The sequence below is a fragment of the Helicobacter sp. MIT 11-5569 genome, from assembly GCF_000765695.2.
Lineage (GTDB): Bacteria > Campylobacterota > Campylobacteria > Campylobacterales > Helicobacteraceae > Helicobacter_D.
In genome coordinates, this window is record NZ_JRPB02000011.1 from 20,705 (window position 1) to 46,423 (window position 25,719).

The 25,719-nt window shown below is 33.9% G+C and carries 29 protein-coding genes; 22 read left to right on the forward strand and 7 right to left on the reverse strand.

Annotated features, from left to right (window positions below; all coding sequences use genetic code 11):
• From LS70_RS08425 to flgH, 5 genes are read right to left on the reverse strand one after another with little or no spacing between them, the layout of a single operon-like run.
• Entirely contained in the window at window positions 1-711 is a 711-nt protein-coding gene (locus LS70_RS08425; RefSeq protein ID WP_034289644.1) for a zinc ribbon domain-containing protein, read from the reverse strand.
• A 25-nt stretch (window positions 712-736) separates the two neighbouring features.
• Complete coding sequence (locus tag LS70_RS08430; RefSeq protein ID WP_034289647.1) at window positions 737-1,468, reverse strand: Nif3-like dinuclear metal center hexameric protein; 732 nt, start codon at window positions 1,466-1,468, stop codon at window positions 737-739.
• The gene (glyQ, locus tag LS70_RS08435; RefSeq protein ID WP_034289650.1) at window positions 1,468-2,346 is read right to left on the reverse strand and encodes a glycine--tRNA ligase subunit alpha; all 879 of its coding nucleotides are present in this window, start codon (window positions 2,344-2,346) and stop codon (window positions 1,468-1,470) included. Before glyQ ends, LS70_RS08430 begins: the two co-directional genes overlap by 1 nt.
• 11 nt (window positions 2,347-2,357) lie before the next feature.
• Entirely contained in the window at window positions 2,358-3,824 is a 1,467-nt protein-coding gene (thrC, locus tag LS70_RS08440) for a threonine synthase (RefSeq protein ID WP_034289653.1), read from the reverse strand.
• 60 nt (window positions 3,825-3,884) lie between these two features.
• A complete protein-coding gene (flgH, locus tag LS70_RS08445) occupies window positions 3,885-4,622 on the reverse strand; it encodes a flagellar basal body L-ring protein FlgH (RefSeq protein ID WP_034289656.1) in 738 nt (245 codons plus the stop codon).
• 321 nt (window positions 4,623-4,943) lie between these two features.
• On the opposite strand from flgH, the gene LS70_RS08450 reads away from it, so the two are divergent.
• On the forward strand, window positions 4,944-6,524 hold the full coding sequence (locus tag LS70_RS08450) for an inorganic phosphate transporter (RefSeq protein WP_034289659.1): 1,581 nt from the start codon (window positions 4,944-4,946) through the stop codon (window positions 6,522-6,524).
• Window positions 6,524-7,219, forward strand: coding sequence for a metallophosphoesterase family protein (locus tag LS70_RS08455; protein ID WP_034289662.1), 696 nt, complete (start codon window positions 6,524-6,526; stop codon window positions 7,217-7,219). The genes LS70_RS08450 and LS70_RS08455 overlap by 1 nt, the downstream gene beginning before the upstream one ends.
• On the opposite strand, the gene lnt is transcribed toward LS70_RS08455, so the two are convergent.
• Together lnt and LS70_RS08465 are read right to left on the reverse strand one after the other, a co-directional pair.
• A complete protein-coding gene (gene lnt, locus LS70_RS08460) occupies window positions 7,216-8,538 on the reverse strand; it encodes an apolipoprotein N-acyltransferase (RefSeq protein ID WP_236096465.1) in 1,323 nt (440 codons plus the stop codon). The genes LS70_RS08455 and lnt overlap by 4 nt on opposite strands.
• Entirely contained in the window at window positions 8,535-9,038 is a 504-nt protein-coding gene (locus LS70_RS08465; RefSeq protein WP_034289665.1) for a YajQ family cyclic di-GMP-binding protein, read from the reverse strand. The genes lnt and LS70_RS08465 overlap by 4 nt, the downstream gene beginning before the upstream one ends.
• A gap of 121 nt (window positions 9,039-9,159) precedes the next feature.
• Here LS70_RS08465 and LS70_RS08470 point away from each other — a divergent pair, with 121 nt between their 5' ends.
• The 20 genes from LS70_RS08470 to LS70_RS08565 all read left to right on the forward strand — a co-directional run bounded on the left by LS70_RS08470 (window position 9,160) and on the right by LS70_RS08565 (window position 25,660).
• Complete coding sequence (locus LS70_RS08470) at window positions 9,160-9,687, forward strand: CvpA family protein (protein ID WP_034289668.1); 528 nt, start codon at window positions 9,160-9,162, stop codon at window positions 9,685-9,687.
• 12 nt (window positions 9,688-9,699) lie between these two features.
• On the forward strand, window positions 9,700-11,208 hold the full coding sequence (gene lysS, locus LS70_RS08475; protein ID WP_034289671.1) for a lysine--tRNA ligase: 1,509 nt from the start codon (window positions 9,700-9,702) through the stop codon (window positions 11,206-11,208).
• Window positions 11,205-12,455 (forward strand): serine hydroxymethyltransferase, encoded by a 1,251-nt coding sequence (locus tag LS70_RS08480; protein ID WP_034289674.1) that lies wholly within the window; start codon window positions 11,205-11,207, stop codon window positions 12,453-12,455. Before lysS ends, LS70_RS08480 begins: the two co-directional genes overlap by 4 nt.
• Before the next feature lie 14 nt (window positions 12,456-12,469).
• Window positions 12,470-13,015 (forward strand): DUF1882 domain-containing protein, encoded by a 546-nt coding sequence (locus LS70_RS08485; RefSeq protein WP_081949767.1) that lies wholly within the window; start codon window positions 12,470-12,472, stop codon window positions 13,013-13,015.
• Window positions 13,016-13,025: 10 nt separating this feature from the next.
• A complete protein-coding gene (locus tag LS70_RS08490; RefSeq protein ID WP_236096466.1) occupies window positions 13,026-13,814 on the forward strand; it encodes an SPOR domain-containing protein in 789 nt (262 codons plus the stop codon).
• A gap of 23 nt (window positions 13,815-13,837) precedes the next feature.
• A complete protein-coding gene (gene rfbA, locus LS70_RS08495) occupies window positions 13,838-14,725 on the forward strand; it encodes a glucose-1-phosphate thymidylyltransferase RfbA (RefSeq protein ID WP_034289680.1) in 888 nt (295 codons plus the stop codon).
• A complete protein-coding gene (rfbB, locus tag LS70_RS08500; RefSeq protein ID WP_201273984.1) occupies window positions 14,721-15,752 on the forward strand; it encodes a dTDP-glucose 4,6-dehydratase in 1,032 nt (343 codons plus the stop codon). Before rfbA ends, rfbB begins: the two co-directional genes overlap by 5 nt.
• Window positions 15,742-16,335 (forward strand): acyltransferase, encoded by a 594-nt coding sequence (locus LS70_RS08505; protein WP_034289686.1) that lies wholly within the window; start codon window positions 15,742-15,744, stop codon window positions 16,333-16,335. The genes rfbB and LS70_RS08505 overlap by 11 nt, the downstream gene beginning before the upstream one ends.
• A gap of 4 nt (window positions 16,336-16,339) precedes the next feature.
• Complete coding sequence (locus LS70_RS08510) at window positions 16,340-16,777, forward strand: sugar 3,4-ketoisomerase (protein WP_034289689.1); 438 nt, start codon at window positions 16,340-16,342, stop codon at window positions 16,775-16,777.
• Window positions 16,778-17,212, forward strand: a complete 435-nt coding sequence (locus LS70_RS08515; protein WP_052083388.1) for a sugar 3,4-ketoisomerase — start codon at window positions 16,778-16,780, stop codon at window positions 17,210-17,212.
• On the forward strand, window positions 17,193-17,678 hold the full coding sequence (locus LS70_RS08520) for an acyltransferase (protein WP_138109421.1): 486 nt from the start codon (window positions 17,193-17,195) through the stop codon (window positions 17,676-17,678). The genes LS70_RS08515 and LS70_RS08520 overlap by 20 nt, the downstream gene beginning before the upstream one ends.
• A 103-nt stretch (window positions 17,679-17,781) precedes the next feature.
• Window positions 17,782-18,684, forward strand: a complete 903-nt coding sequence (locus LS70_RS08525; protein WP_138109419.1) for a formyltransferase family protein — start codon at window positions 17,782-17,784, stop codon at window positions 18,682-18,684.
• A 135-nt stretch (window positions 18,685-18,819) separates the two neighbouring features.
• Window positions 18,820-19,389, forward strand: a complete 570-nt coding sequence (locus LS70_RS08530; RefSeq protein WP_034287722.1) for a GNAT family N-acetyltransferase — start codon at window positions 18,820-18,822, stop codon at window positions 19,387-19,389.
• 23 nt (window positions 19,390-19,412) lie between these two features.
• Window positions 19,413-19,637: an acyl carrier protein gene (locus tag LS70_RS08535; RefSeq protein ID WP_034289071.1), complete on the forward strand. Its 225-nt coding sequence runs from the start codon at window positions 19,413-19,415 to the stop codon at window positions 19,635-19,637.
• Window positions 19,634-20,011, forward strand: a complete 378-nt coding sequence (locus LS70_RS08540; RefSeq protein ID WP_138109422.1) for a VOC family protein — start codon at window positions 19,634-19,636, stop codon at window positions 20,009-20,011. The genes LS70_RS08535 and LS70_RS08540 overlap by 4 nt, the downstream gene beginning before the upstream one ends.
• 91 nt (window positions 20,012-20,102) lie before the next feature.
• Window positions 20,103-21,710, forward strand: coding sequence for an HAD-IIIC family phosphatase (locus LS70_RS08545; protein WP_034289066.1), 1,608 nt, complete (start codon window positions 20,103-20,105; stop codon window positions 21,708-21,710).
• A 1-nt stretch (window position 21,711) separates the two neighbouring features.
• On the forward strand, window positions 21,712-22,434 hold the full coding sequence (locus LS70_RS08550) for a class I SAM-dependent methyltransferase (protein WP_034287719.1): 723 nt from the start codon (window positions 21,712-21,714) through the stop codon (window positions 22,432-22,434).
• 35 nt (window positions 22,435-22,469) lie between these two features.
• Entirely contained in the window at window positions 22,470-23,483 is a 1,014-nt protein-coding gene (locus tag LS70_RS08555) for a TylF/MycF/NovP-related O-methyltransferase (protein WP_052083306.1), read from the forward strand.
• A gap of 96 nt (window positions 23,484-23,579) precedes the next feature.
• Window positions 23,580-24,563: a glycosyltransferase family 2 protein gene (locus tag LS70_RS08560; protein ID WP_052083305.1), complete on the forward strand. Its 984-nt coding sequence runs from the start codon at window positions 23,580-23,582 to the stop codon at window positions 24,561-24,563.
• Between the two features lie 2 nt (window positions 24,564-24,565).
• Window positions 24,566-25,660: a DegT/DnrJ/EryC1/StrS family aminotransferase gene (locus LS70_RS08565; RefSeq protein ID WP_034287715.1), complete on the forward strand. Its 1,095-nt coding sequence runs from the start codon at window positions 24,566-24,568 to the stop codon at window positions 25,658-25,660.
• Window positions 25,661-25,719: the final 59 nt, after the last annotated feature.

A 25,719-nucleotide genomic window follows, 5' to 3' on the forward strand; every position in this document is an offset into this window, starting at 1 on the left:
TTAGTTTTCTGTTTGATTATACAGAATTCTTCCACAATGTGGGCAAGTGAGAATATCATCAGAGCGAATTACATCTGAATAAATCTTGTCATTTAAGCGTATAAAACAACCCCCGCAAGCTTGACGCGTAACAGGAACAACACTTGTGTTTTTAGCCCATTTACGGATTTTTTCGTAAAAGGAGATAATTTTTTGATCCATTTTGCCAACAAGTGCTTCTTTTTGCGTGAAGACTTCTTTTTGTGCGTCTTTGACTTTTTGCACTTCCACTTCTACTTTTTGTGCCACTTCTTTTTGAGTTTCTTTTAAAGTTTTGATTGTGTTTTCTAACTCTTTTAATGCTTCTTTTTTATTCTCTAAGATTCCATTTAATCGCGTAATTTCCTCATTAGCAAATGTAATTTGCTCTTTTGCAAGTTCTTCTTCAAGGCTTAAAGCTTTGCTTTCTTTTTCAGTTTTGATAAGTTTTGTTTTGTTTGCAATTTCTTCAAGTTTTAGAGATAAATCTTCTAAATGATTTTCATTTTTTTGGATTGAAAGTGAAATATCTCTTGAAGTAGCGTTTAACTCTTCTGCTGTATTGTTGAGTTTAGCTTCTTCGTCTTCTATTGCACTTAGTTCTTTTTTTGCTTCTTTTATGCGTGGTTCAAAAGAATCAATTTCTTTATCAAGATTTGCAATTTCTATTAATTGGCTTAAATGTTTATTCATTAAGGGGCTCCAAAGATTAAATTATTTAGACAAAATTAAAGGGATTTTGTGAATGCAAAATTATAGCCTTATAGCCATAATTTGTCAAAATTGGGGATAAAATTTCTCCAAAATAACACTCTAATTCATAATGCCCACAATCTATCATATTAATTCCAAGAGCTTGTGCCTCCATAGCTTCATGGTATTTGACATCACCTGTAATTAGGCAATCTATGTCGTTTAATTCTCTAATAAAACTTCCTCCACTGCCTGTGATAAGAGCAACACTTTGTGGAATCTTAAAATTAGATTGTGTGTATTTAAGCTTAGAAATTCTGAGCTTTTCTTTGACAAATTTTAATAATGCTTCTAAGGAATCTTCCCATGTAAAGCGTATTGCAAAATCCTCTTTTGTATAAGTTTGTATGCCTAGTTTTTTGTGTGCGACATAATCTCCAAAGTGCGTTTTGTCAAAGTTTGTGTGCATTGCAATGAGTTGAATATTTTTTTGGATTGCAAGCTTTAGAAGTTTAGCAGGATATTGTTCAAAATTTAGGCGTTTTAGGGGGGAGAAAATTAAAGGATGGTGTGTGATAAGCAAAGAATTAGATTCCATTTTTGTCAAGATTTCTAAGGTAACTTCAAGACTAAGATAGATGTGTTGGAATTCTGACTTTAAAGAACCTAGAATGAGTCCAGAATTATCCCATTTTTCTTGCAATTCAAAAGGGCTAATGGAATCTAAAATTTTTAAAAGCGCATCACTTGTTTGCATTAGGCTTTTACCTTATCTAGGCGTTCTTGTCGCGAAGATTCTTGTTCTTTATATAGGGTTGCGCAAGCTTTTGCAAGTTCGCGGATTTTTAAAATGTAATTTTGGCGTTCAGTTGCAGAAATTGCTTTTCTTGCATCTAAGACATTAAATAGGTGGCTTGCAAGCATCGCACAATCATAAGCAGGCAATGGCAAACCTGCTTCTAGGGCGTGATTCCCTTCCTGCTGCATTTTTGTGAAAAATTCAAATAACATAGAAGTATCTGCAATTTCAAAATTGTATTTTGAAAACTCATATTCCCCTTCTAAATGCACATCCGCGTAAGTATAATTTGCATTCCATTTAATATCAAACACATTTTCTACGCCTTGTAGATACATTGCAAGACGTTCTGTGCCATAGGTGATTTCCACAGCCACAGGGTCGCAAGGGATTCCGCCAACTTGTTGAAAATAAGTAAATTGTGTAACTTCCATTCCATCAAGCCACACTTCCCAGCCAAGACCCCATGCTCCTAATGTTGGCGATTCCCAGTTATCTTCTATGAAGCGCACATCATGTTCTTTTAGATTTAAGCCTAAATATTCTAAGCTTTTTAAATAAAGCTCTTGAATATTATTGGGGCTAGGCTTGATTAGCACTTGAAATTGATAATAACTTCCTAGTCTATTTGGATTTTCTCCATAGCGTCCATCTGTGGGGCGGCGCGATGGAGCAACATAAGCAACACTCCAAGGTTTAGTATCTAAACTTCTTAAAAGTGTGGCAGGGTGAAATGTCCCAGCTCCTGCTGGAATATCATAAGGTTGAATGATTAGACAGCCTTGTTTATGCCAAAATTCTTGAAGCCTCAAAAGTAAATCAGAAAAATAAAGCATAATCTATTCCTTTATAACCATTGCAAAATACTATCAAATAATTCTTCTTTCTGAATCACTTTTTTGTGGATTTCTTCTTGATTAAATAACGCAGTAATTTGCTCTGGAATCAGAGTTCTATAGGTTTGTGCAATAGTTTCTAGGGCTTCTTTATCGCTTAAATCACCAAGGTCAAGAGCTTTTGCTAATGTTGGGGCGAATTTTGTCCATTCTGCTGTTGAGCATAGCACGCATTTTGCATTAGGATATTTAGCTTGAATCGTTTCGTAGGCTTTGATTCCGCATGCTGTGTGTGGGTCGATAATATAGCCTTTTTTTGCATATGCTTTAATTGTTTTAAGGCAGAAATCATCATTGCAACTTGTTGCACTAAAATAATTTTGCACCCAAATTAACTCCTCTTTACTTAATGTGTATTTTCCAGTGCTCTCTAGAGATTCCATAAATTCTCTTGTGCGATAGGAATCAAAAAGTGCAAAGAGCATTCTCTCAATATTAGAGCTTTTTAAAATATCCATTGCAGGAGAGTAAGTTTTTTGTAGAGTTTTATGAGAAATATCATACACGCCTGTGTCGATAAATTCTGTCAAAATATTGTTTGCATTAGAGGCAATCCAAATGCGTTCAATTGGGAATCCCATAAGTTTTGCATAAAACGCACCTAGTGCATTACCAAAATTTCCGCTAGGAACTATTGTATGCACTTTTTCTCCATTGATTTTATGAATTTGCAAACTTGCATAAATATGATAGATAATTTGGAATGCAATTCTGCCAAAATTTACACTATTTGCAGCACTTAATGAGGTATTCTTAGATCTTAGTATCGCGTTAAATTTTGAATCTTTTAGCATTGCTTTAAGAGCATTTTGCGCGTCATCAAAATTTCCATGAATTCCAAAAACAGCAATATTATCAGCATTAACAGTCGTCATTTGTAGGCGTTGCACATCACTTGTTGCATTGTGAGGATAAATGCAAACAACTTTGATGTTTGGTTTGTTTGCAAAGCTTTGGAGTGTGGCTGGTCCTGTATCTCCGCTTGTTGCAACTAAAATTAAATAATTATGCGCATTTCTATTATTGTGTAGAAATCCACTAAAAAGCACACCAAAAGGTTGAAGAGCCATATCTTTAAAAGCTCGTGTTGGACCACAATAAAGTTTTTGGACACTTAAATAAGGCGTCATTAGATACATTGGTGCTGGACAAGTTTTGTCATCAAAATTTTCATATAATGACAAAGCCTCATGAAGTAACTCCCTTGGAATATTTAAGCCTAACTTATTTAAAATGATTCTTGTTAGCTCTTCATAACTTAGTTCAGAAAATTCTTTAATCTCATCTTCGCTAAATTTTGGAAGTTTTTTTAGAGTATATAATCCACCATAAGAAGCACTTGGGCTAAGAACAGCATTTTCAAAAGTAATACCTGAATCTTCTCCCCCACGAGTTCCAATAAAATATTGAGTTTGCACCGCAAATCCTTTCAAAATAGAGATTTGCGTATTGTATCTTAATGTAGCCTAAATAAGCCTTTAAAAAGGCCAAACAGATTCAATAAGTTTTGTTCCCCAACCTTTTTCTGTGCTTCTTTTGAGTTCTCCTTGTGTATCATACATAATTTTAGCATCAGCAATAAAGCGTGATTCTATTGTATTGTCTCGTGCAATATCATTAGGACGCACAACTCCACTTAAGTGAATAATTTGTTTTTCTCCATTAATAAGAATTTCCCGACTTCCTTCAATGAAATAATTGCCATTTTGCAAGATTTTGATGATACGTGCTGCAATGGTAGTAGAAAATGCCTCTTGACGATTTTGTGAGCCTGTGCCTTGAAAGGTTGAGGTATTTTGTCCAGTAGTGATTCCAAATGCTGTAAGATTGTTGAGTTTATTTGTAAGGTTACCAATACTTTGGCTTGGTCCTCCAAATGTGATTCCCGGTCCTGTTAGTGTTGCATTTGATGTTTCATTAAGGTTTTTATTTGCACTTGAAGTTGCTTGTGCAGTTTGGTTGATAATTACTGTTACTAAATCATTAAGCTGCATTGCTCGACGGTCAGAGAATAAGAGATTATCACCTTTTCCAAAAATACTTCCGGGATTTCCAAAATTATCTTCTTCTTCTTTGGGAGGCAATTCCTCTACATAAGCGGGCGGGCGAAATGAAATTTTTGGTTCTGTGGTTGCGCAAGCACTTAAAAAACTTGCAGTGATAAAACCTGAAATTACTAAAAACAAGGTGTTGAGAGATTTAAGTTGATGTTGCATTGCATTTCCTTATGCTAGGCTTTAAGCCTGAATTTATATGGAGTAAAAGCAAAGAGTATTCCAAAAATGAAATAGCAAAAGAAAATTTGATTAAAAAATTAGATTGAATAACGCTTCTTTTTAATGCAAATGTATTATCTGCACAATCATTAATTTCTGAAATTTCTTTTTAAAAAAGTTACTTTAAGTGATAAATTTTCAGAATTAATCTTGTTAATAAAGCAATATTAAATAAAAGGAAAAGTAAAATTAACTTAGGTTTATTGGGTTTTGGTCTAAATGTGTTTTTCTACAGAATCACAAAATCAACAAAGGAATCAAATGGAAAATTTTTTACATCCGGATAAAGGGTTTAAAATCAATAAAGAAGGCTTGCAAAAAGCAAGTGTTATCTTTATATTTGTGCTTGTCATTATTGTAATGGTTGCTTTTGCAGAAGAAGTTACGAATCCGATTTTATTAGGATTTGCAGCAATTGTTGGCGGATATATGGCTCTTAATATTGGAGCAAATGATGTTGCAAACAATATGGGACCAGCGGTAGGCTCTAAAGCTTTGACAATGACAGGAGCGATTATTATTGCAGCAATATGTGAGATTTTAGGGGCATTGATTGCTGGTGGAGAAGTAGTAAGCACCGTGGGTTCTGGAATCGTTTCTGTAGATGCGATTGGCGACCAAAAGCAGTTTGTTACTTTAATGCTTGCCGCATTAATTTCTGGTGCGATTTGGTTAAACATTGCCACCGTGATTGGCGCACCTGTTTCTACAACCCACGCTATTGTTGGTGGGATTCTAGGTTCTGGAATCGCAGCAGGTGGATTTGGAGTAGCAAATTGGAGTAAGCTAGGCGGAATTGTTGGAAGTTGGGTGATTTCTCCTGTTATGGGTGGAATCATCGCAGCAGTTTTATTATTTTTTATCAAGCATACAATTACCTATAAAAAGAACAAAAAAATGTCCGCAGAACATATTGTGCCTTATTTGATAGCTTTTATGACTTGGGCATTTAGTTTGTATCTGATTAATAAAGGTTTGCGACATATTATCACATTAGATAGCAAAATTGCTTTTGGACTTAGTGTAGTAATCGCTGTCGTTGTGCTTTTTATTGTGAAACCTATTATTAGAAAAACTTTAGAAAAAATGGAAAATAAAAAAGAAGAAATCAACAAACTTTTTACGCTTCCATTAATTTTTGCTGTGGCACTTTTGAGTTTCGCACATGGTGCAAATGATGTTGCAAATGCTGTGGGACCTTTGGCTGCAATTAATAATTCTTTAAAAATTGCATTTGAGTTTGGTAATATGAGTGTGCCTTTTTGGGTTATGCTTATTGGTGGGCTTGGAATCTCTATTGGGCTTGCGCTTTTTGGACCTAGACTTATCCGCACGGTAGGAAGTGAGATTACAGAGTTAGACCAAATGCGTGCTTATTGTATTGCGATGAGTGCTGCTCTAACAGTGCTAATAGCAAGTGAGCTAGGAATGCCTGTAAGCTCTACGCATATTGCGATTGGTGCGATATTTGGTATAGGGTTTTTGCGTGAGCATCTTAAGCGGCAATATAAAGAAATGGAATTTAAGATTTTGGAATCTCGCAAGGGCGAGGATAGCGAAAAGGTCAAAGAATTTTTAGATAAATTTCGTAATGCTTCTGTTCGCAGAAAAAGAGCGATTTTAAACAGCATTGATAGAAAGGAATCCAAAAAGAAAATTAAAAATATTGATATTCCGGAATTGAAGAAAAAAGAACAAAAAAGACTTAAAGAAGCTTATCAAGAAGAATTAGTTAAACGTTCTGCTATTAATAAAATTATCGCTGCATGGGTAATCACCGTGCCAGCATCGGCGATTTTTAGTGCGATTTGTTATTTTGTATTGGTTGCTATTGGAATGTAATGCAGGTTGATTTTGACTTGGATTTTAAACGCCCTTTATATATTATTGGTGATGTGCATGGTTGTTATAAGACTTTGTGCGCACTTATAGAGAATCTTCCCCAGAAGGAAAAGTCGCAGATGATTTTTGTAGGGGATTTAGTAGATAGAGGAACAGAATCTTGTGAAGTAGTTGAATTTGTAATTTTTGGAAAATATCCTTGTGTTTTAGGGAATCACGAAATTTTAATGATGGAGTTTTATAATTCTGCCTCTGTGGAACGTGAGGGTGTTTGGATAGAAAATGGAGGAAGAGAAACTATCCAAAGTTATGCAAAAGATGGAAAAATTAAGCATTTAAAAAAACATTTAGAATATTTTGAAAATCTTCCTTTGTATTTAGAAATGGAATATCCAGATGAATCTGGGAAGAATCTTTTTATTTCACATGGATTTGGATTGCCTTTGTATGGCAAAAAAATAAGTGAAGAGTATTGTTGGAATCGCTTAAAGCATTATGGGAAATCCTATAAAAGAAATGATGTAGATATTTTTAATGTTTTTGGACATGATGTGCAAAAAGAAGGCGTTTTGATAACAGAAAATTTTGCTGCAATTGATACAGGTTGCGTGTATTATAGTAGGCTTCCAAATGCTACATTAAGCGCGTTGGAGTGGCCTAGCAAGAGAGTGATTTCACAAAAATATTGTGGCTAATCTAGCGTAAAATCTGCTGAAGCATTGCTAGAGTGATAGACTCTCGTGCCATGATTTTTAGCAAAATAGAGCATGAGTAGTTTTTGAAGTGTGGGTTCAGTGCTGGGGGCAAACCATGCGTTGTTGCTAATTGCGATAAGATTGCTTGGGGAATTTACATAAAATTCATCTCTTGTGGCTTCATAGCAAATAGCAATTTGGAATCTTTGGTTTTTGATATATGCAAAATTAGGTGCTTTAAAATCTTGCGTCATAAAATCATCTGCCCCTTGAAAAAAAGTTTTGTTAATCCATTTTGTAAGAGGTGCTGGGAGTGGAATCTTCTCTCCAAAAGGAACTAAAATCAGTTTATTAAAAACTTGCATTTCACCATTTTGGAACAAATACGCGCTGTTGAAAAAATTTGTATTTTCTTGTGTGGAATCTTGATAAATTGCCCCAGTTAAAATTGCGATTCCATTGCTTTGTTGTTTTAATTCTTCTAAAAGTTGCGATTGTAAGTTTAAGCTTAGTGGAAATGCGGTTTCAGGGAGAATAATTACATCATAACCTTCATTTTTAGCTTGTGTAATTGCATTAAAGTTTTGTAGGATAATTGGGTGGATTTGGTCGGTTTTCCAGCGTAAATTTTGTGGAATCTCAAAGCGCGTTGTTTTTATTTTTAAAGGAATATTGTTTGGGTCTGTTTTAATTGCTGTATTTGATGGAAGTAAAATACAAAAAGCAATCAGCCAAATTAGGCTTGTTTTGTAAAATTTTTTAGCAAGTAGTGCAATTAGTATTACAATGCTACAAAGGAGTAAAAAAAGTATAAATTTAGAAGGAAAAAAATAACTTTTAACAAGGATAGATTCCATAATAAACCAGTTAAAACCAAAAGGGTGGATAAAGCTAGAAAGCGTTAAAGCAAATAAGCGATAAAAAGGATTAGAAAAAAAGCAAAAGAGATAAAACAGCACTCCATACACAATAAAAAATACAATCCAAACCAATGGAATTAGATAAGTAAAATCATAGAATCTTAAACTAAAACCCACCCAATAAAACCATAAGATTCCTAAAATTCCACCACAAATAAATGCCCCAAAACGAGAGAGTTTAAAAAATAAAAAGAATCCTAAAATTGCGCAGATTGTGGAGTAGATTGGGAAGTTTTTTTCCTCAAGAAAATGTTCTAAATAAATAAATGCACTTAAAAATAAAGCACAAAGGATTCCAGCTAAAGCTGCATAAGTTTTGTTTGTGAGTGTTTCATAATGCAAAAGGGATTCTAAAATTCCTTCTTTTTGTTGAGGTTTTAAGTTGTTTTTGGCACTCACGCGAAATTTCCAAAACTTAAAGAAACTTCTAATTCCATTTTGCGTAAATGTGCAATGACTTTTTGCAATTCATCAATATCTTTAGCTTTAACGCGAATTTCATTGCCTTGAATTTGTGTGCTAACTTTAAATTTTTCATTTTTAATTGCGGCGTTAATGGCTTTTGCGCTTTTATCATCTAGGGTATCATTAAGTTTGTATGTGATTTTTGTGTTGCCGCCGCTTGCGGATTCTTCTTTGATTTCTTTTAAAACTTTTAAAGAAAGGTTGCGTTTAATGAGTTTGGAATCCAAAATATCTTTAATAGATTTTGCTTTATTGGAACTTGTTGCCAAAATACTTAATGTTTTGTCTTTTTCGTTGAAATTTAGCTCTTTTGCCTTATCATCTTTAAAATCAAAGCGATTATCAATTTCTTTTTTTGCCTGCTCTAAGGCATTTTTAAATTCTTGAATATCTACCTTTGCAGAAATATCAAAACTATGTTCTTTTGCTGCCATTTTTATCCTTTTTGTAAAGAGTCTTTAAAATATGTGTAAATTTATTGTAGCATAATTTTTTTTTATGCTAGTTTTGTGTAGAATAAGCCTTTTATTATTTAAATTTTTGCTAGGGTGTGTAATGGAGTTTAGCTGGTTTGATATTGTTGTTGGGGTTTTGATTTTTTTTCTTGCGATTCGTGGTGCGATTAATGGATTTATTAGGGAGTTTTTTGGATTAGCAGGAATTGTCGGTGGTGTGTATGTTGCTTCTGTGTATGCAGATAGTGTTGGTGGGTGGATTAGCGCAAATGTCTATGCGTTTAAAAATCCTTCCGCGATAACCCTTATTGGATTTTTAGTTATACTTGTTGTAGTTTGGGTTGGTGCATTGCTTATTGCAGAAGTGTTACAAAAACTAGCAAAATTAAGTGTATTAGGAGTTGTCAATCGTTTATTGGGTTTTGTATTTGGAGGATTAAAAGTATTTATGATTTTTGCAATTATCATTGCGGCTCTTACAAATATTCAGTTTGCAAAAAGTTTTATTGAGAGTAAAACACAAAATAGCTATCTTTATCCTATGTTAAAAAGCACAGGAGAAGCAATCATTAAACTTGATTTTGTGCAAGAAGCAAAACCGGTATTAGAAAATTTAGAAAAGATGTAGATAGGGATTGCCATGTTTGAAAACGATATGTATGTAGCAGGAAGAATTACAAAAGCCAATACATTACGTGAAATGGGGATTAATCCTTATTGCAATGGAATCATAAAAGAGATTAGCACACAAGATTTTTTGACAACCTATGCAAATGTGCAAGATTTAGAAGAAAAGAAAGATATAAGCAAAAGTGCGCAAGTCGCTGGAAGAATCAAATTTATCCGCCTAATGGGAAAGGCAGCTTTTATTAAGATTGAAGATTATAGCGGCATATTGCAGGTGTATTTATCTAAAAATGAACTAAATGAGAATTTTGAAATTTTTAAAAAATATATTGAAGTGGGTGATATTGTTATGGCAAAGGGCTTTCCTTTTGTTACCAAAACAGGAGAATTAAGCCTGCATGCTTTAGATTTTAAGATTCTAACAAAAGCAATTTCTCCACTACCTGAAAAATATCATGGTTTAGTGGATATTGAGTTGCGCTATCGCCAAAGATATTTAGATTTGATTATGAATAAAGAAGTGCGTGATAGTTTTATTTTACGCTCACGCATTGTATCTTGTGTGCGCAAATTTTTTGAATCTAAAGGTTTTTTAGAAGTTGAAACTCCAATGATGCACCCAATCCCCGGAGGAGCAAATGCAAAACCTTTTATAACTTATCATAACGCGCTAAATGTGGAGCGTTATCTTAGAATCGCACCAGAGCTTTATCTAAAACGTTTAATTGTTGGTGGATTTGAAGCTGTATTTGAGATTAATCGTAATTTTAGAAACGAAGGAATGGACCATTCCCATAATCCAGAATTTACGATGATTGAGTTTTATTGGGCATATAAAGATTATAAGGATTTAATCGCAATTACAAAAGAACTTTTTTATGATTTGCTAGAAACATTAAATTTGCCAAAACAGCTAGAATTTAATGGCAATTCCATTGATTTTAGTGCGTTTAAAGAGATTACTTATGTTGATGCGTTAGTGGAGATTGGTGGAATCCCTAAAGAAGTTGTAATAAATGAAAATGCGCTGTATGAGTATCTTCTAAGCCATAATGTGAAGTTGGAATCTAAAATGGAGCTAGGTAAATTACAAAGTGAAGCTTTTGATGCTTTTGTGGAAGAAAAATTAATCAATCCAACTTTTATCACAGATTTTCCAATTGCTATTAGTCCTTTAGCAAGACGCAATGACGTAAATCCAGAAATTGCAGATAGATTTGAATTGTTTATTGGCGGAAGTGAGATTGCTAATGGATTTAGTGAATTAAATGATCCTTTAGACCAATTAGAGCGGTTTAAAGCGCAAGTTGCGGCAAAAGAAGCAGGTGATGAGGAAGCACAATATATGGATGAAGATTATGTTACTGCGCTTTCTTATGGAATGCCACCAACTGCTGGAGAAGGGATAGGAATTGATAGACTTGTCATGCTTTTAACAGGCAATACTAGCATTAAAGATGTGATTTTATTTCCCGCTTTGAAGTTACAGAAAAAAGAAATTAATGAAAAGGATAAAAGATGAGTTGTATTTTAGAGCAGACTGATTCAAGAATTTTAGAATTAATTAACCAAGAATTGGAGCGTCAGAATACACATTTAGAAATGATTGCTAGTGAAAATTTCACTTTTCCTAGTGTAATGGAAGCTATGGGAAGTGTTTTGACAAATAAATATGCCGAAGGTTATCCTTATAAACGCTATTATGGAGGTTGTGAATTTGTAGATAAGATTGAAGAGATTGCTATTGAACGCGCAAAAGAGCTTTTTGGCTGTGCTTTTGCAAATGTGCAACCCCACGCTGGAAGTCAAGCAAATGCGGCAGTATATTCTGCGCTTTTAAAGCCTCATGATAAGATTTTGGGAATGGATTTAAGCCATGGAGGGCATTTAACACATGGTGCAAAGGTAAGTATTACTGGACAGATGTATCAAAGTTTCTTTTATGGCGTGGAGCTTGATGGGAAAATTAATTATGACAAAGTTGCAGAGATTGCAAAAATTGTGAAGCCAAACTTAATAGTTTGCGGATTTAGTGCATATTCTAGGGTGTTAGATTTTGCTAGATTTCGAGAAATTGCTGATAGTGTTGGGGCGATTTTGATGGCAGATATTGCACATGTTGCTGGACTTGTTGTCGCAGGAGAATATGCAAATCCATTCCCATACGCAGATGTCGTAACAACAACAACACACAAGACATTAAGAGGTCCAAGAGGTGGATTAATCTTAACAAACAATGAGGAATATGCAAAGAAAATTGATAAGGCTGTGTTTCCGGGTATGCAAGGAGGTCCGCTTATGCATGTGATTGCTGGTAAAGCTGTTGGTTTTGGAGAGAATCTAAAGCCATCTTGGAAAGAATATGCAAAGCAAGTAAAGGTTAATGCAAAGATTCTAGCAAGTGTGTTAATGCAAAGAGGTTATAAAATTGTAAGCGATGGAACAGATAATCATTTGGTCTTGTTGTCTTTACTTGATAGAGAATTTAGCGGAAAAGATGCAGATTTAGCATTAGGAAATGCAGGAATTACGGTAAATAAAAATACTGTTCCGGGCGAAACTAGAAGCCCATTTGTTACAAGCGGTGTAAGGATTGGGTCTCCAGCACTTACAGCTAGAGGATTTAAAGAAAAAGAGTTTGATATTGTAGCACATAGAATTGCTGATATTTTAGATGATATTCAAAATACACAAAAACAAGAGAAAATAAAAATGGAATTAAAGGAACTTGCGCTACAATTTCCAGTGTATGATAAAGCAATTTTCTAGTAAGGAGTGATGCAGTGGTAACTGATATGGATTTAAAATTGATTAAAATGATCACATCGCACTATTGGATTAAAGAGCGTGGATTAGGAACAAAGACCCAACATAATGGAAGAATATTTTATGATAAGTTTAAAAGAGTAGATGAGCCTATTACTAGAAATTTATTGCAAAGCCATTTTAAAAAAGAGATTACTATTGCTCACTCGCTAATTAATGCGCATGATAAGGTAGAAAATATTGTCTTTGATTATAATGGATTTAATGCAGAACGTTTTTGGCATCGTGCGCAACTCTTATTAAGAGAAGAAGGGTTTATTAACTTTACTGCTTATCACACAAAAACTTCTGGACATTTGCATTTGTATGTGCATAAGGGACACACAACTTTTCAGGAAGCTTGTCAGTTAGCAAAAATGTTAGGAGCAAAGCTTTCACAAAAAATGCCAACAGAGTGGAAAATGTTTCCATCATTGGATATTCCAAGAAGTTTTAATATTTTAGCGATTCCATATGATGTTTATCAAAAAGAGCGTGGTGCATCTTGGTCGAGACATATGTAAAGGAGAGAAAATGACAGAATTAGAGCCAAATAAAAAAGAGCAAAGAGAATTAGAGCTTGATGATTTGTTGATTAGCAATAATGATGATGCTGATGAACTAAAGAGCGGGGGCGGCAAGAAAATAGTATTATTAAGTGCAATTGGTGTGCTTTTGTTTGCGGTTGTGATTTTGGTGGTGTATATGTTACAGGGTGATTCTAAGGAAAAAGAAATACAAATGGAAGCACAAAAGCCCTTAGAGCGTGTAGAGCAACAAGCAAATCTGCAACAAAATGCGCAAACTAACGATTTTAGACAAGAGCCAATCCAAGAAAACACAAATAGTGATGATCAATTCCAAAGAATTATTGAACAAATTAAAGCTGAACAAGCAAAACAAGGTGCGCAAAATTTACCAAGTGCTCCAGAATCTAAAACCGATACAAGGGTTACTCAACCTTCCCAGCCTATTGAGCCAAGTAAGCCGCAAACAACTAAGCCACAGGTTTCAAGGGTGGAACATCCAAGACAAAATCCTGCAGATTCTTTTAAAGATGTAAAAGTCAATGAGTCTGCGCTTGAAGGTCGTGAAGCAACAAAAGGTTTTTATGTGCAAGTGGGTTCTTTTAGTAAATTTGCTCCAAATAAACAATTGCTAGGACTCATTGAATCAAATCAATTTAGCTATCGTATGCAAAAATCAGGAGATAATAATCGTTTGCTTATCGGTCCTTTTGCTTCAAAACAAGAAGCGCAAAGCAGACTTAGTGAAATTCGTGAAAAAATCAATAAAGATGCCTTTATTAAAGAGATTAAATAATTTTTATTTCATAGCATAGAGTGATGAAAGGCATTATTTTAGCAGGTGGGAGTGGGACTAGGCTCTATCCCACAACACTAGGAATCTCAAAACAACTTTTACCTATTTATGATAAGCCGATGATTTATTATCCGCTTTCTGTGCTTATGCTTGCTAAGATTCGGGAAGTTTTGATTATTTCTACTCCTAAAGATACTCCAAGATTTCAAGAAATTTTTGGTGATGGAAGTTGGCTTGGAATGGATATTCAATATTGCGTCCAAGAATCTCCAGATGGTTTGGCGCAAGGGCTAATTTTGGCAGAAAATTTTATCAAGGGTGATGATATTGCTTTGATTTTGGGAGATAATATTTTCTATGGTCAAGGGTTTTCGCAAATGCTTTTAGAGGCAAAGGAATCTGCTAAAAAAGGAATCGCAACAATTTTTTCTTATCGCGTGAAAGATTCTAGGGCATTTGGTGTCGCCGAGCTTGATAAGGTGGGAAATGTCCTAAGCATAGAGGAAAAACCCCAAAATCCTAAAAGCAATTATGCGGTTACAGGATTGTATTTTTATGATAATAATGCGATTTCTATTGCAAAATCTCTTAAGCCTTCTGTGCGCGGAGAATTAGAAATTACTGATGTAAATCTTGCCTATCTTAAGGCAAAACAGCTCAAATCCCAAATCTTAGGGCGAGGCTTTGCATGGCTTGATACAGGAACGCACGATAGCCTTATTGACGCAGCGACTTTTGTGCAAACTATTGAGTTACGACAAGGCTACAAAGTAGCTTGTTTAGAAGAAATTGCTTATTACAATGGTTGGATTGATGAAGAGTTGCTTTTAAAGCGTGCAGAGAGTTTAAATAAAAGTGGTTATGGGCGATATTTAAAAAACATTGTAGAAATAGGTTTTCATAATGATTAAAAGTCTTTTAATCACAGGTGGGGCGGGTTTTATCGGCAGTAATTTTATTTTGTATTTTTTGTCAAAATACCCGCAATACAGAATCATAAATGTGGATTTACTCACTTATGCGGGGGATTTAGAGAATCTTAAAGGTGTGGAAAACTACCCTAATTATACCTTTGTGCAAGGGAATATTTGCGATGAAGCTTTTATAAGGGAGATTTTTTTAAAGTATAATATTGAAGGCGTGATACATTTTGCCGCAGAATCCCATGTGGATAATTCTATTAATAATCCTTCTGCGTTTGTGCAAACTAATGTCAATGGGACTTTTAATCTCTTGCATAATGCGTATTTAAGCTGGTTTGAATCCCCAAATCAACCCAAAAAAGGCAAAGAGCATTGCAGATTCCACCATATTAGCACTGATGAGGTGTTTGGCTCATTGGGCGAGAGAGAGTATTTTAGTGAATCCACTCCCTATGCGCCAAACTCCCCTTATTCTGCTTCTAAAGCAAGTAGTGATATGCTGACTAGGAGCTATCATCATACTTATGGATTGCAAACTTTTATCACAAATTGTTCGAATAACTATGGACCAAAGCAACACGATGAAAAGCTTATCCCTACGATTATCCGCAATGCTTTGCAAGGCAAAGAGATTCCTATTTATGGCGATGGCAAAAATATCCGCGATTGGCTTTTTGTAGAGGATCATTGCATTGCGATTGATAAAGTCTTTCATTCTTCTTATTTTGGGGAAACTTTTAACATCGGTGGAAATTGCGAAAGAGAGAATCTAAGTATTGCTAAAACTATTTGTGCGATTTTGGATACCCTAAAGCCAAAAGCAAATGGGCAATCCTACGCCACACAAATTGCCTTTGTGCAAGATAGAGCTGGGCATGATAGACGCTATGCGGTGGATTCTAGTAAAATAGAAAGTCTTTTGGGTTGGAAACCGCTTGAGAGTTTTGAAAGTGGAATCCAAAAAACTTTGCAATGGTATGTGGAAAAGTATAAGGAGAAATCTAATGCGAAATAAGATTGTTAAATGGACAAATCTATTTCTTAGATTTAGAATTTTTTGGTTTGCTAAAATATTATCAAATGTGCGTTTAAAGGGTGGAGATTTTCATATTGTTTCTCCTACTTTGTTCTTATGTTATGAAGGCGGACAAATAAGAATCGGGCAAGACGTGCATTTGGGATATTTTCCATCTCCTTATTTTTTTAGTGGATATAATCATTTTCAGATTAGGGGGGGGGTAGTTACAATACATGCTAATACATATATTAATAACAATTTCACTCTGGTTGCTTCCTATTCTAATATTACTATCGGGCAACGTTGTATGATAGGTCCGAAATTTACGGCGATGAGCAGTGATGGGCATGGATTGTCTATTAAATATAGGAATCATCATATTGACAAAATCAAATGTGCAGATATTGTTATTGGTGATGATTGTTTTATTGGTTCTAATGTAACAATATTAAAAGGAGTGCATTTAGGAAGCGGGTGTGTTGTAGGTGCTGGAAGTGTGGTTACTCGCTCATTTCCTGCTAATAGTTTGATTGGAGGGAATCCTGCAAGGTTGATTAGAGAAATCAATCAAGAGGAATAGAAAAATGGATTATAAACTCATAGATTTTAACTTTTTTAACGATAAAGATTCTGTTTTGGTAGCATTGCAAAACAATGTAAATTGCCCTTTTGAGATTAAAAGGGTATTTTATATTTTTGATGTGCCAAGTATTGCTACAAGGGGGAATCACGCAAATAAAGATTCTGCATTTTTGATGATTGCGCTTAAAGGAAGTTGCAAGGTGAAGATTGATGATGCAAAAACTTCGCAGATTATTACGCTTGATAGCCCAAAACAAGGGCTTTATCTAGGTAAAATGTTATGGAAGCAAATGTATGATTTTTCTAAAGATTGTGTATTGCTTGTTCTAAGTGATTGTTATTATAATAAACAAGAATATATTAATGATTATAATGAGTTCTGCCTACTCGTGCGGGGGGGGGGGATAATTGTAGATATTTGCACCTTAAAGGTGGCATAGATGAATTATAAAATTTTGACTATGCACGCCTTTAGTGATGAGAGGGGAAAACTTGTCGCGTTAGAATCGCGTAAAAATGTGCCTTTTGATATTAAACGCGTGTATTATATTTTTGATGCTTCACCAGAGTTTGATAGAGGTGGGCACGCGCATACAAACTTAGAGCAGATTATGATTTGTCTAGCAGGTTCTTGTGAAATCCTCTTAGACAATGGTAAAATAAAAGAAAAAGTGATTCTTGATTCCCCTGAAGTAGGCTTATATATCGGTAAAAATATGTGGCGTGTGATGAAAAATTTTTCTTATGATTGTAGGCTTGTGGTTTTAGCAAGTGATTTTTACGATGAAAATGAGTATATTAGGGATTATGGAGAATTTATAGGATTAGTTAAGGAAGGTATAGGTGAAAAAAGCAATGATACATCCTCTCTCTGATGTGCAAAGCACACAGATTGGAAAAAATACAAGAATCTGGCAATTTTGCGTGGTTTTGCCTAATGCGATTATCGGGGAAAATTGCAATATCTGTTCGCATTGTTTTATAGAAAATGATGTGCGAATTGGCAATAATGTAACCATCAAAAGTGGTGTGCAAATTTGGGATAAAATCATTATCGAAGATGATGTGTTTATTGGTCCAAATGTTAGCTTCTGTAATGACAAATACCCGCGTTCTAAAGTTTATCCACAAGAATTTTTAACCACCACCATTAAAAAAGGTGCAAGTATCGGGGCAAATGCTACGATTTTGCCCGGCGTGGTTATCGGTGAGGGTGCGATGATTGGTGCTGGAGCTGTAGTAAGCAAAGATGTCCCGCCCTATACAAAAATGATTTGCAAATCCCAAATTATCCTAAGTGATTGCAATGAGCAATCCTGCGGGGGGGGGGGGCAAATTTAGCTTTCTTAGCTTTTGGATTTTTGTCGCAAAGCTTAGAATCTCGCTTCAATATTATCTTGCCACACGGCAAGGTAAATCGCTTAAAAACTGTGGAGATTAGGCAATGCGCTTAGAATCTCCTAGCAAATCCAAAATCAAACTTTGCATAGCGGGCAAAAATAGCATTGCTGTAAATGCTCTAAAATACGCACTTACACTTTTTGCAAATAATGAAATTTGTGTGATTCCAAACCACAACGATAATGGTGAAGATTCTTGGCAACCCTCACTTTATAAATTTGCCAACCAATCAAATGTAAAAATCGCTACTTTACAAGAGGTGCAGCAAATCCCTAATGTGCTTTTTCTCTCACTAGAGTTTGATAAGCTTATAAAAGTTGAGCGATTTGCAAGCAAACGATTATACAATATCCATTTTTCTGCATTGCCCAAATATAAGGGTGTTTTTACCTCTATCACGCCGATTCTCAATGGTGAGAGTGAAAGCGGGGTAACTTTGCATACGATTAATAATGGCATTGATACAGGCGAGATTATCGCTCAAAGAATCTTTAAAATAGGATTGCAAGATAGTGCTAGGGATTTGTATTTTAGGTATTTAGAAGAAGGGTTTGCGTTGTTTAAAGAGAAATTTAATGTGCTATTAAATGGGGAGTTTAGCACTTATAAACAATCTCCTTTGCAAAGTAGCTATTTTGCACGCACAGATATTGATGTGGCAAATATTATGATAAATCTGAAAAAAACAAGCTTTGAGATTCACAACCAACTGCGTGCTTTTATTTTCAAAGAATATCAACTCCCTACAATTCGCGGAGTGGCAATCTCTCAAAGCATTTTAAGTGAGGAATATATCGGGAGAAATGTTTTTAAAGATAAGGGAGATTGTTTTATCTTATCGGGTATTGATGGGTTTAAGGTGGTGGCATATAAGGAAGAATCTGCTTCTTTTTATGCTATTCCTGCAAATAATGCTGTCTCTGCGGGGGGGGGGGGGCAAATTTAGTAGCAGAATATCTGCGTATCTTTTTACTTCATTTACGATTCCAAAAGTCTTTATGGCAACTAGGAAAAGTAGAATTTATCCGCAAATCTTTTTACAAAACTTCTCAAAAAATACAAAAATTTACAAGGTTGCTTCATGAGAAATTTGCATAATTTTTCAAAAATAGAGGGCAGGTATATTAATTTGCGTGAAGCTGAAATTAGTGATTCTGCTTTTATATTAGACTTACGAACTAATGAAAAAAAATCAAAATTTATTCACAAAACAGATGGTGATTTACAAAAGCAGATTGCTTATATGGAGCGTTATAAAAGCTTAGATAATGAGTGGTATTTTGTCATAGAAGATAAGCAAGGCAAACCAATAGGATTAAATAGCATTTATCCGACTTATAATACATTTGTTATAGAAAATAACTTAGCTTTTTATGAGTTTGGGCGTTGGATTATGCAAGATGGAGTGAATTTTTTGCAGTCTTTAGAATCAGATTTTTTAGTCAAAAAAACATTTTATGAGAGTTTGAATTTAGATGATAAAAATGTCTTTACGCTTTATCCCGCAAATACTCAAGTATTGGATTTTCATTTAAAAGCTGGTGCTGTGGATATAGGATTTGATGAGAAAGAAAAGTTAAAAGTTTTAATGCTTACAAGAGAAGCATACGAGCAATCTAAGAAAAAAGTGTTTTCACTTTTAAATCGTTAAAGGAGTAATTTATGCAACAAAACATTAAACAAAAGGTTTGTGAGATTTTAGGGGATATTTTAGAGGTAGAAGTCAATGAAAATACGCAAGTTTCAAGGCAAAATTGCGAAAAATGGACTTCTCTTGCGCATATTGATATTGTTATGAGCATTGAAGAGGAGTTTAATATCATGTTTTCTGAACAGGATTTGCCAAAAATAGATTCTCAAGATTTGTTAGTCAATAAAATATGGGAATTGATAAGATGAATTTAGAGTTGCCAATTCACCACATCGGAGTGGCTACTCATAAAATTTCAGATGAATTGTTTTATTATAAAGCACTTGGCTTTGTATGTGAAGATGAGTTTGTAGATAAAACACAAGGAGTTAGGGGACTTTTTTTGGTTTCTTCTAATATCCAAATGCCCCAATATAGATTAGAGTTATTAGAAAATTTAGAAGCAAATGGTCCTTTGGATAATTATCTACAAAATCATACAAAAATGTATCATATAGCTTATGAAACACAAAGTATTGAAAAAAGCGTAGAGAATCTTTTTGCAAGTTTGGATTACCAGAATAAATTAAATCTTGAAATAGATAAATCATATATGTTGCGGGGGGGGGGAGAAAAGCTATGATTATTCAGTCGGCTAAGAAAGCAAGTTATTTTTCTAGGGTATGTTTTGTTATGTTAAGAAATCATTTATTAGTGGAGTTTGTCGAAAAATGATAGATATATTTGCGAATAATTTAACAAGAAGGCAACTAATAGAATTGTCAAAAGAAAATATTAATGGGAAAACAATCTGTGTTAATGTGCATAGGAATCACGCATTTGAGCCGATTCAAAGTATTATTAAACCATTTTTAAATTTTTCTCATTTAAATGTGGTTTTTAATATAGGAAGTTATGATGATAGCTTTATGTTTGAAAATCATCAAAGTTGTGATTTGGAGCTTTTGTGGATTGACTTAGACAATTATAGGCAAAATAATGCGTTAGAGCATATTTTTGAGCGTGTGGAGTATTTAAGAAGCATTTCAAAATCCCCGATTCTGATAATTTTTTTAGATATTTATAAAAGTCAATTACTTAAAAATTTGGATTCTATAAAAAGTAAATTTCAAAGTATTTTAGATTGTGCAATTTTTTTCATCTCTGAAATGATTGGGGAAATGGGTTTGGATTCTATTTTAGATGAGGCAAAATCGCAAATCACAGGAATGCGATTAAGTAACATAGCTTGTATTAGCGTGGCGCAAATTTTAGGTTTATCTTTAATTCCTTCTATGATATTGCCGACACTTAAAGCAATAGTATTAGATTTAGACAATACGCTATATGGTGGGATATTAGGAGAAGATGGCGAAAATGCGTTGGTTTATGATGACAAATATATGTTACTTCATAAAGAGATATTGAAATACAAAGCACAAGGTTTTTTGTTGGCAATTGCTTCTAAAAATTATGAAGAAGATGTAAAAAATCTTTTTAAAAGAAGGCAAGATTTTGGTTTAAAATGGGAAGATTTTGATGTCAAAAAGGTCAGCTGGAATCCCAAAAGACAAAGCATTCAAGAGATAGCAAAAGCTCTTAATATTGGATTAGATTCCATATTGTTTATTGATGATAACCCTGCTGAAATTGAAAATGTTAGGGATTTAGGCGTTAAAGTAATATTAGCCAAATCCCCTATAGAAACTTTACAAATTCTTAGATTATTTCCACAGATGTTAAAGCTCACAAGTAGCAAAGAAGATTTGTTGCGTTCCAAAGACATTCAAGCAAACTTTGTAAGACAGGAATTATCAAATTTATCTCCCGAATCTTATTTTAAGAAACTAGAAATTCAATTAGAATTTAGAGTAAATGCTATGGATACACTCCCTAGAGTAACGGAGCTTCTTAATAAAACAAATCAATTTATTGCAAACTACACACGCCCTACACAAGAAGTAGTAAGAGATTGGTTTGCTGATGAGGATATATGTATCATCACGATTGCAATGAAAGATAAATTGAGTGATAGTGGGATTATAGGAATCTTTATTGGATTTAAAGATGAGAAAAATTTACATATAATAGATTTATGTGTTAGTTGTAGAGCATTAGGAAGAAAATTAGAAAAAATTATGTTTTTTAAAGCTTGTGGATTAGCACAAAATGCTTTAAACATAAATGGAAAAATAATAATTTCTTATCAAAAAGGAGAGAGGAATTTACCTTTCTTAGATTTTTTAAATACCTTACATACTGAAATGTTGGAATCAGATTTAGCATGTGTTGAATTTGAAAACATAGAAGAATGTGGATTAAATATTAACATAAGGAGATGATATGTGTTTAGAAAAAAGACGATTGGAAAACATTGCGCAAGACTATAGCAACCCGCTACAAGCAAAAGAGGTTTCAGCGTATGAAATTAGTTATTGTTTTGATATATTCAAAAGATTTTATCAAGGCGGAAGTATTTTAGAGATGGGTCCTGCAGAAGGTGTTATGACAAGACGCTTGATTAAATATGCGGATTATCTTGAAATTGTGGAGGGTTCAGATTATTTTTCAAATGCGCTTAAAAAAGAATTTCCTAATTTGTCGGTTAATTGTTGTTTGTTTGAAGAGTTTAAGCCTACTAGAAAATATGATGCAATAGTAATGGGGCATGTTTTAGAACATGTGGAATCACCTGTTGAAATATTAAAACTAGCTAAAACTTGGCTAAAAACAGATACTTCCGGGATAATTTTTGCAGCAGTTCCAAATTCCCACTCTATCCATCGTCAAGCAGCTGTAAAAATGGGGCTTTTAGATAGTGAAAAATCTATGAGTGAGGCAGATGTATTTCATGGGCATAGAAGAGTTTATAATTTGGAAGAGTTTTTGCAAGAATTTGTAAATGCTGGTTTAAAGGTAGTGGCAAGCGGTGGATATTGGCTGAAGCCATTATCTAATCAACAAATAAAAGAACAATGGAATAAAGAGATGATTGAAGCTTTTATGCAGTTAGGAGAACAATATCCAGAAATAGCTGGAGATATTTATGTGGCAGCTTCTTTATAAGCAAAGAATAAAATAAATTTTATAGGAGTGTAAATATGAAAAAGATTGTTATTTTTGGAGTGGGGACGGTTGCAGAATCTATTTATAAAAATATTGACTTTTCTAGGGTTGAGATTTTGGGGTTTGTGAATCCTTATACCTTTAGAGTAGATACGATTAAGGAATTTAAGGGCTATCCTGTTTATGCAATTGAAACAATTAAAGACTTAGAATATGATTATTTGTTAATTGCTAGTGGAAATGTCAGTAGTGTGAAAAATAAAATAAAAGAAGTGGGGTTGGATTCCAAAAAAGCCATAGCATTTATTATTGATAATGACAATGATGTATTCTTTGGTGATTTAATGCAAAAAATTAACCAAGAATATGCAGAGTTTTTAAATGATGATGTTTTAAGTGAAATATTTCTTAATTATGAAAGAAATTATATATTCCCTGTAACTATGCAACATTCATCTTGCAAAAAAATGAAAGAATCTAAAGATTTTGTAAGATATAAGCAATTAGAGCTTATTGCAGAGAGCATTTATGCGCATAATGTAGAAGGTTCGGTAGCAGAATGTGGAGTTTATAAGGGAGAGTTTAGCAGGAAAATTAATGCTTTTTTCCCAGATAGAAATCTTTATTTGTTTGATACATTTGAAGGTTTTGATATTAAAAGTATTGCAAATGAGATTGATACACATGAAGGGAATATAGAATCCATGCAAGTTAGGTTTATGGATACTAATGTAGATTATGTTCTTAATAGAATGCCATTTAAAGAACAATGTATTGTAAAAAAAGGTTTTTTCCCAGAAACTTTTGATTTGGATTCTAGTGAGAAGTTTGCCTTTGTAAGTTTGGATATGGATTTGTATCAACCTATTTTAGATGGTTTGAGAGTTTTTTATCCGCGATTAAGTCAAGGTGGCTTTATCATGGTGCATGATTATAAAAATGCAGGATATCCAAGATGCAAAGAAGCGGTTGATTTATTTTGTAAAGAAAATGGAGTAACAGTTGTGCCTTTGACGGATTTCTTTGGTTCTGCATTGCTCGTGAAATAATTTTAAACCAAATTTTGGTAATAAATCTTTTTCGTAGATTCTTGTAAAGATTGGTAGAATAGTTTATACTTCTGCTTTTGTTAAAGGAGATGATGAATGCCAAAAATTTCAGTGTTAGCACCGAGTTTTAACCATGAAAAATATGTAGGAAGATTTATAGAATCTACTCTTAATCAGACTTTTAAGGATTTTGAAGTGCTGATTGTAGATGATTGTAGCAGTGATAACACAGTTAAAGAGATTTTAAAATATAAAGATAAACGTATTAAACTTATTAAACATGTTTTTAATCGCGGTGTAAATGCTGCTTTGAATACTGCTTTTAAGCATTCTAAATCTGATATTTTGCTTTTTTGCGCAGGTGATGATTCCTTTGAACTAGGCGCATTAGAAGCAGTTTATAATGCACACAAAAGTGATGATTTTTCAGCTTTATATGCGCCTTTGATTCCAGTAGATGAGAATAATAATGTGATTGAAGCACTAATGAATGGCTATGTAAATATGCAAAATAGAAGCAAAAAAGAGTTTATTTACTATACTTTTTTAAATTGGAATTGTTTTGTTTCTCCGGGTATGTCTTTTAAGCGCAAATATGCTAACCAAATTATGCCTTTGCCTGTAAGTATGGTGAGTTTTCAAGATTATCAAATGCACATTAGGCTGATGAAACTAGGAGAAGCAAAAGTTTTAAATAAGAGAATCGTGCGCTATAAAGTCCCTATGCAAAATGGGTCGCAGCTTAGCTCTCCAAGCCAAGTAACAGGTATGCGAGAAGTTTTAGAAGCACACGCACTTTTAGATGAGTTTTTAGGCTTTGATGATATTCCGCTTTTAGAAGAAGCTTTTGCTAAAGAGATAGAATACACAGGTGTAAAACCCTACAAAGAAACCTTGCAGTTTTTTTGGGGAGCTATGGCATTATGCTCGCCACACCAAATTCGCAAAATTTGGGGATACCACAAAATTATGCAATTTTATAATCAAAAAGGAGGGCAAGAGATTCTTTATGAGAAATATCAATTTACTTTTGCAAATTTATTGCGTTTGGCACAATTTTGTATTACACAAGGAAATTAATAGTGGTTAAGTTTTTAGATTTACAAAAAATAAATGCACGATTTCAAGATTCTTTTGAATCTGTTTTTAAAGAAGTGTGTGCAAGTGGCTGGTATTTACAAGGCAAGCAAAATGCAGAGTTTGAAAAAGAATTTGCAGAGTATTGTGGCACTAAGTATTGTGTGGGTTGTGCAAATGGGTTAGATGCGTTGCGTTTAATCATAAAAGCTTATGGTTTTGGAAAAGGCGATGAGATTATTGTCCCAGCAAATACTTATATTGCAAGTATTTTAGCAATTACTGATAATGCTTGCACTCCTGTGCTTGTAGAGCCGAGCTTAGAAACTTATAATATTGATGTTGAGCGCATAGAATCGCATATTACGTCAAAAACAAAAGCAATTTTGGTTGTGCATTTATATGGGCGTGTGGTGGAAATGGAGAAAATTTGGGCATTAGCAAAGAAGTATAATCTAAAAGTGATTGAGGATTCTGCACAAGCACACGGAGCGATTTATCAAGGAAAAAGAGCTGGTAGTTTAGGTGATGTTAGCGGATTCTCCTTTTATCCGGGTAAAAATCTTGGTGCGCTTGGTGATGCTGGAGCAATTACAACAAATGATAAAGCATTAGCAGATAAAATCCGCGCTTTAGCTAATTATGGTTCGTTTAAAAAATACGAAAATCTTTATCAAGGGTTAAATTCAAGACTTGATGAAATCCAAGCTGGAATTTTGCGTGTGAAGTTAAAATCTTTAGATGAAGATAATCAAAAACGCAAAAGAATCGCAAATATTTATTTGGATAGGATTAAACATTCAGAGATTATTTTGCCACGTGCAGGCGATGAAGATTCTAATGTATGGCATGTTTTTGTTATAAGAACTAAAGAACGTGATAAGCTACAAGAGTATTTAAAACAAAATGGAATCCAAACACTTATCCACTATCCGATTCCACCCCATAAACAGCCTGCTTATCAAGAATGGAATACACTAGAATTCCCTCAAACGCAAAAAATTCATAATGAAGTCTTATCGCTTCCCATAAGTCAAGTAATGGAAGATAAAGAGATTTTCAAAGTGATAGAAACATTAAATACATTTTGCAGAATCTAAAACTTTTATTAGAAAATAAAACTATCTAAAATTATATTTTGCTCTTGACAAACACTAAG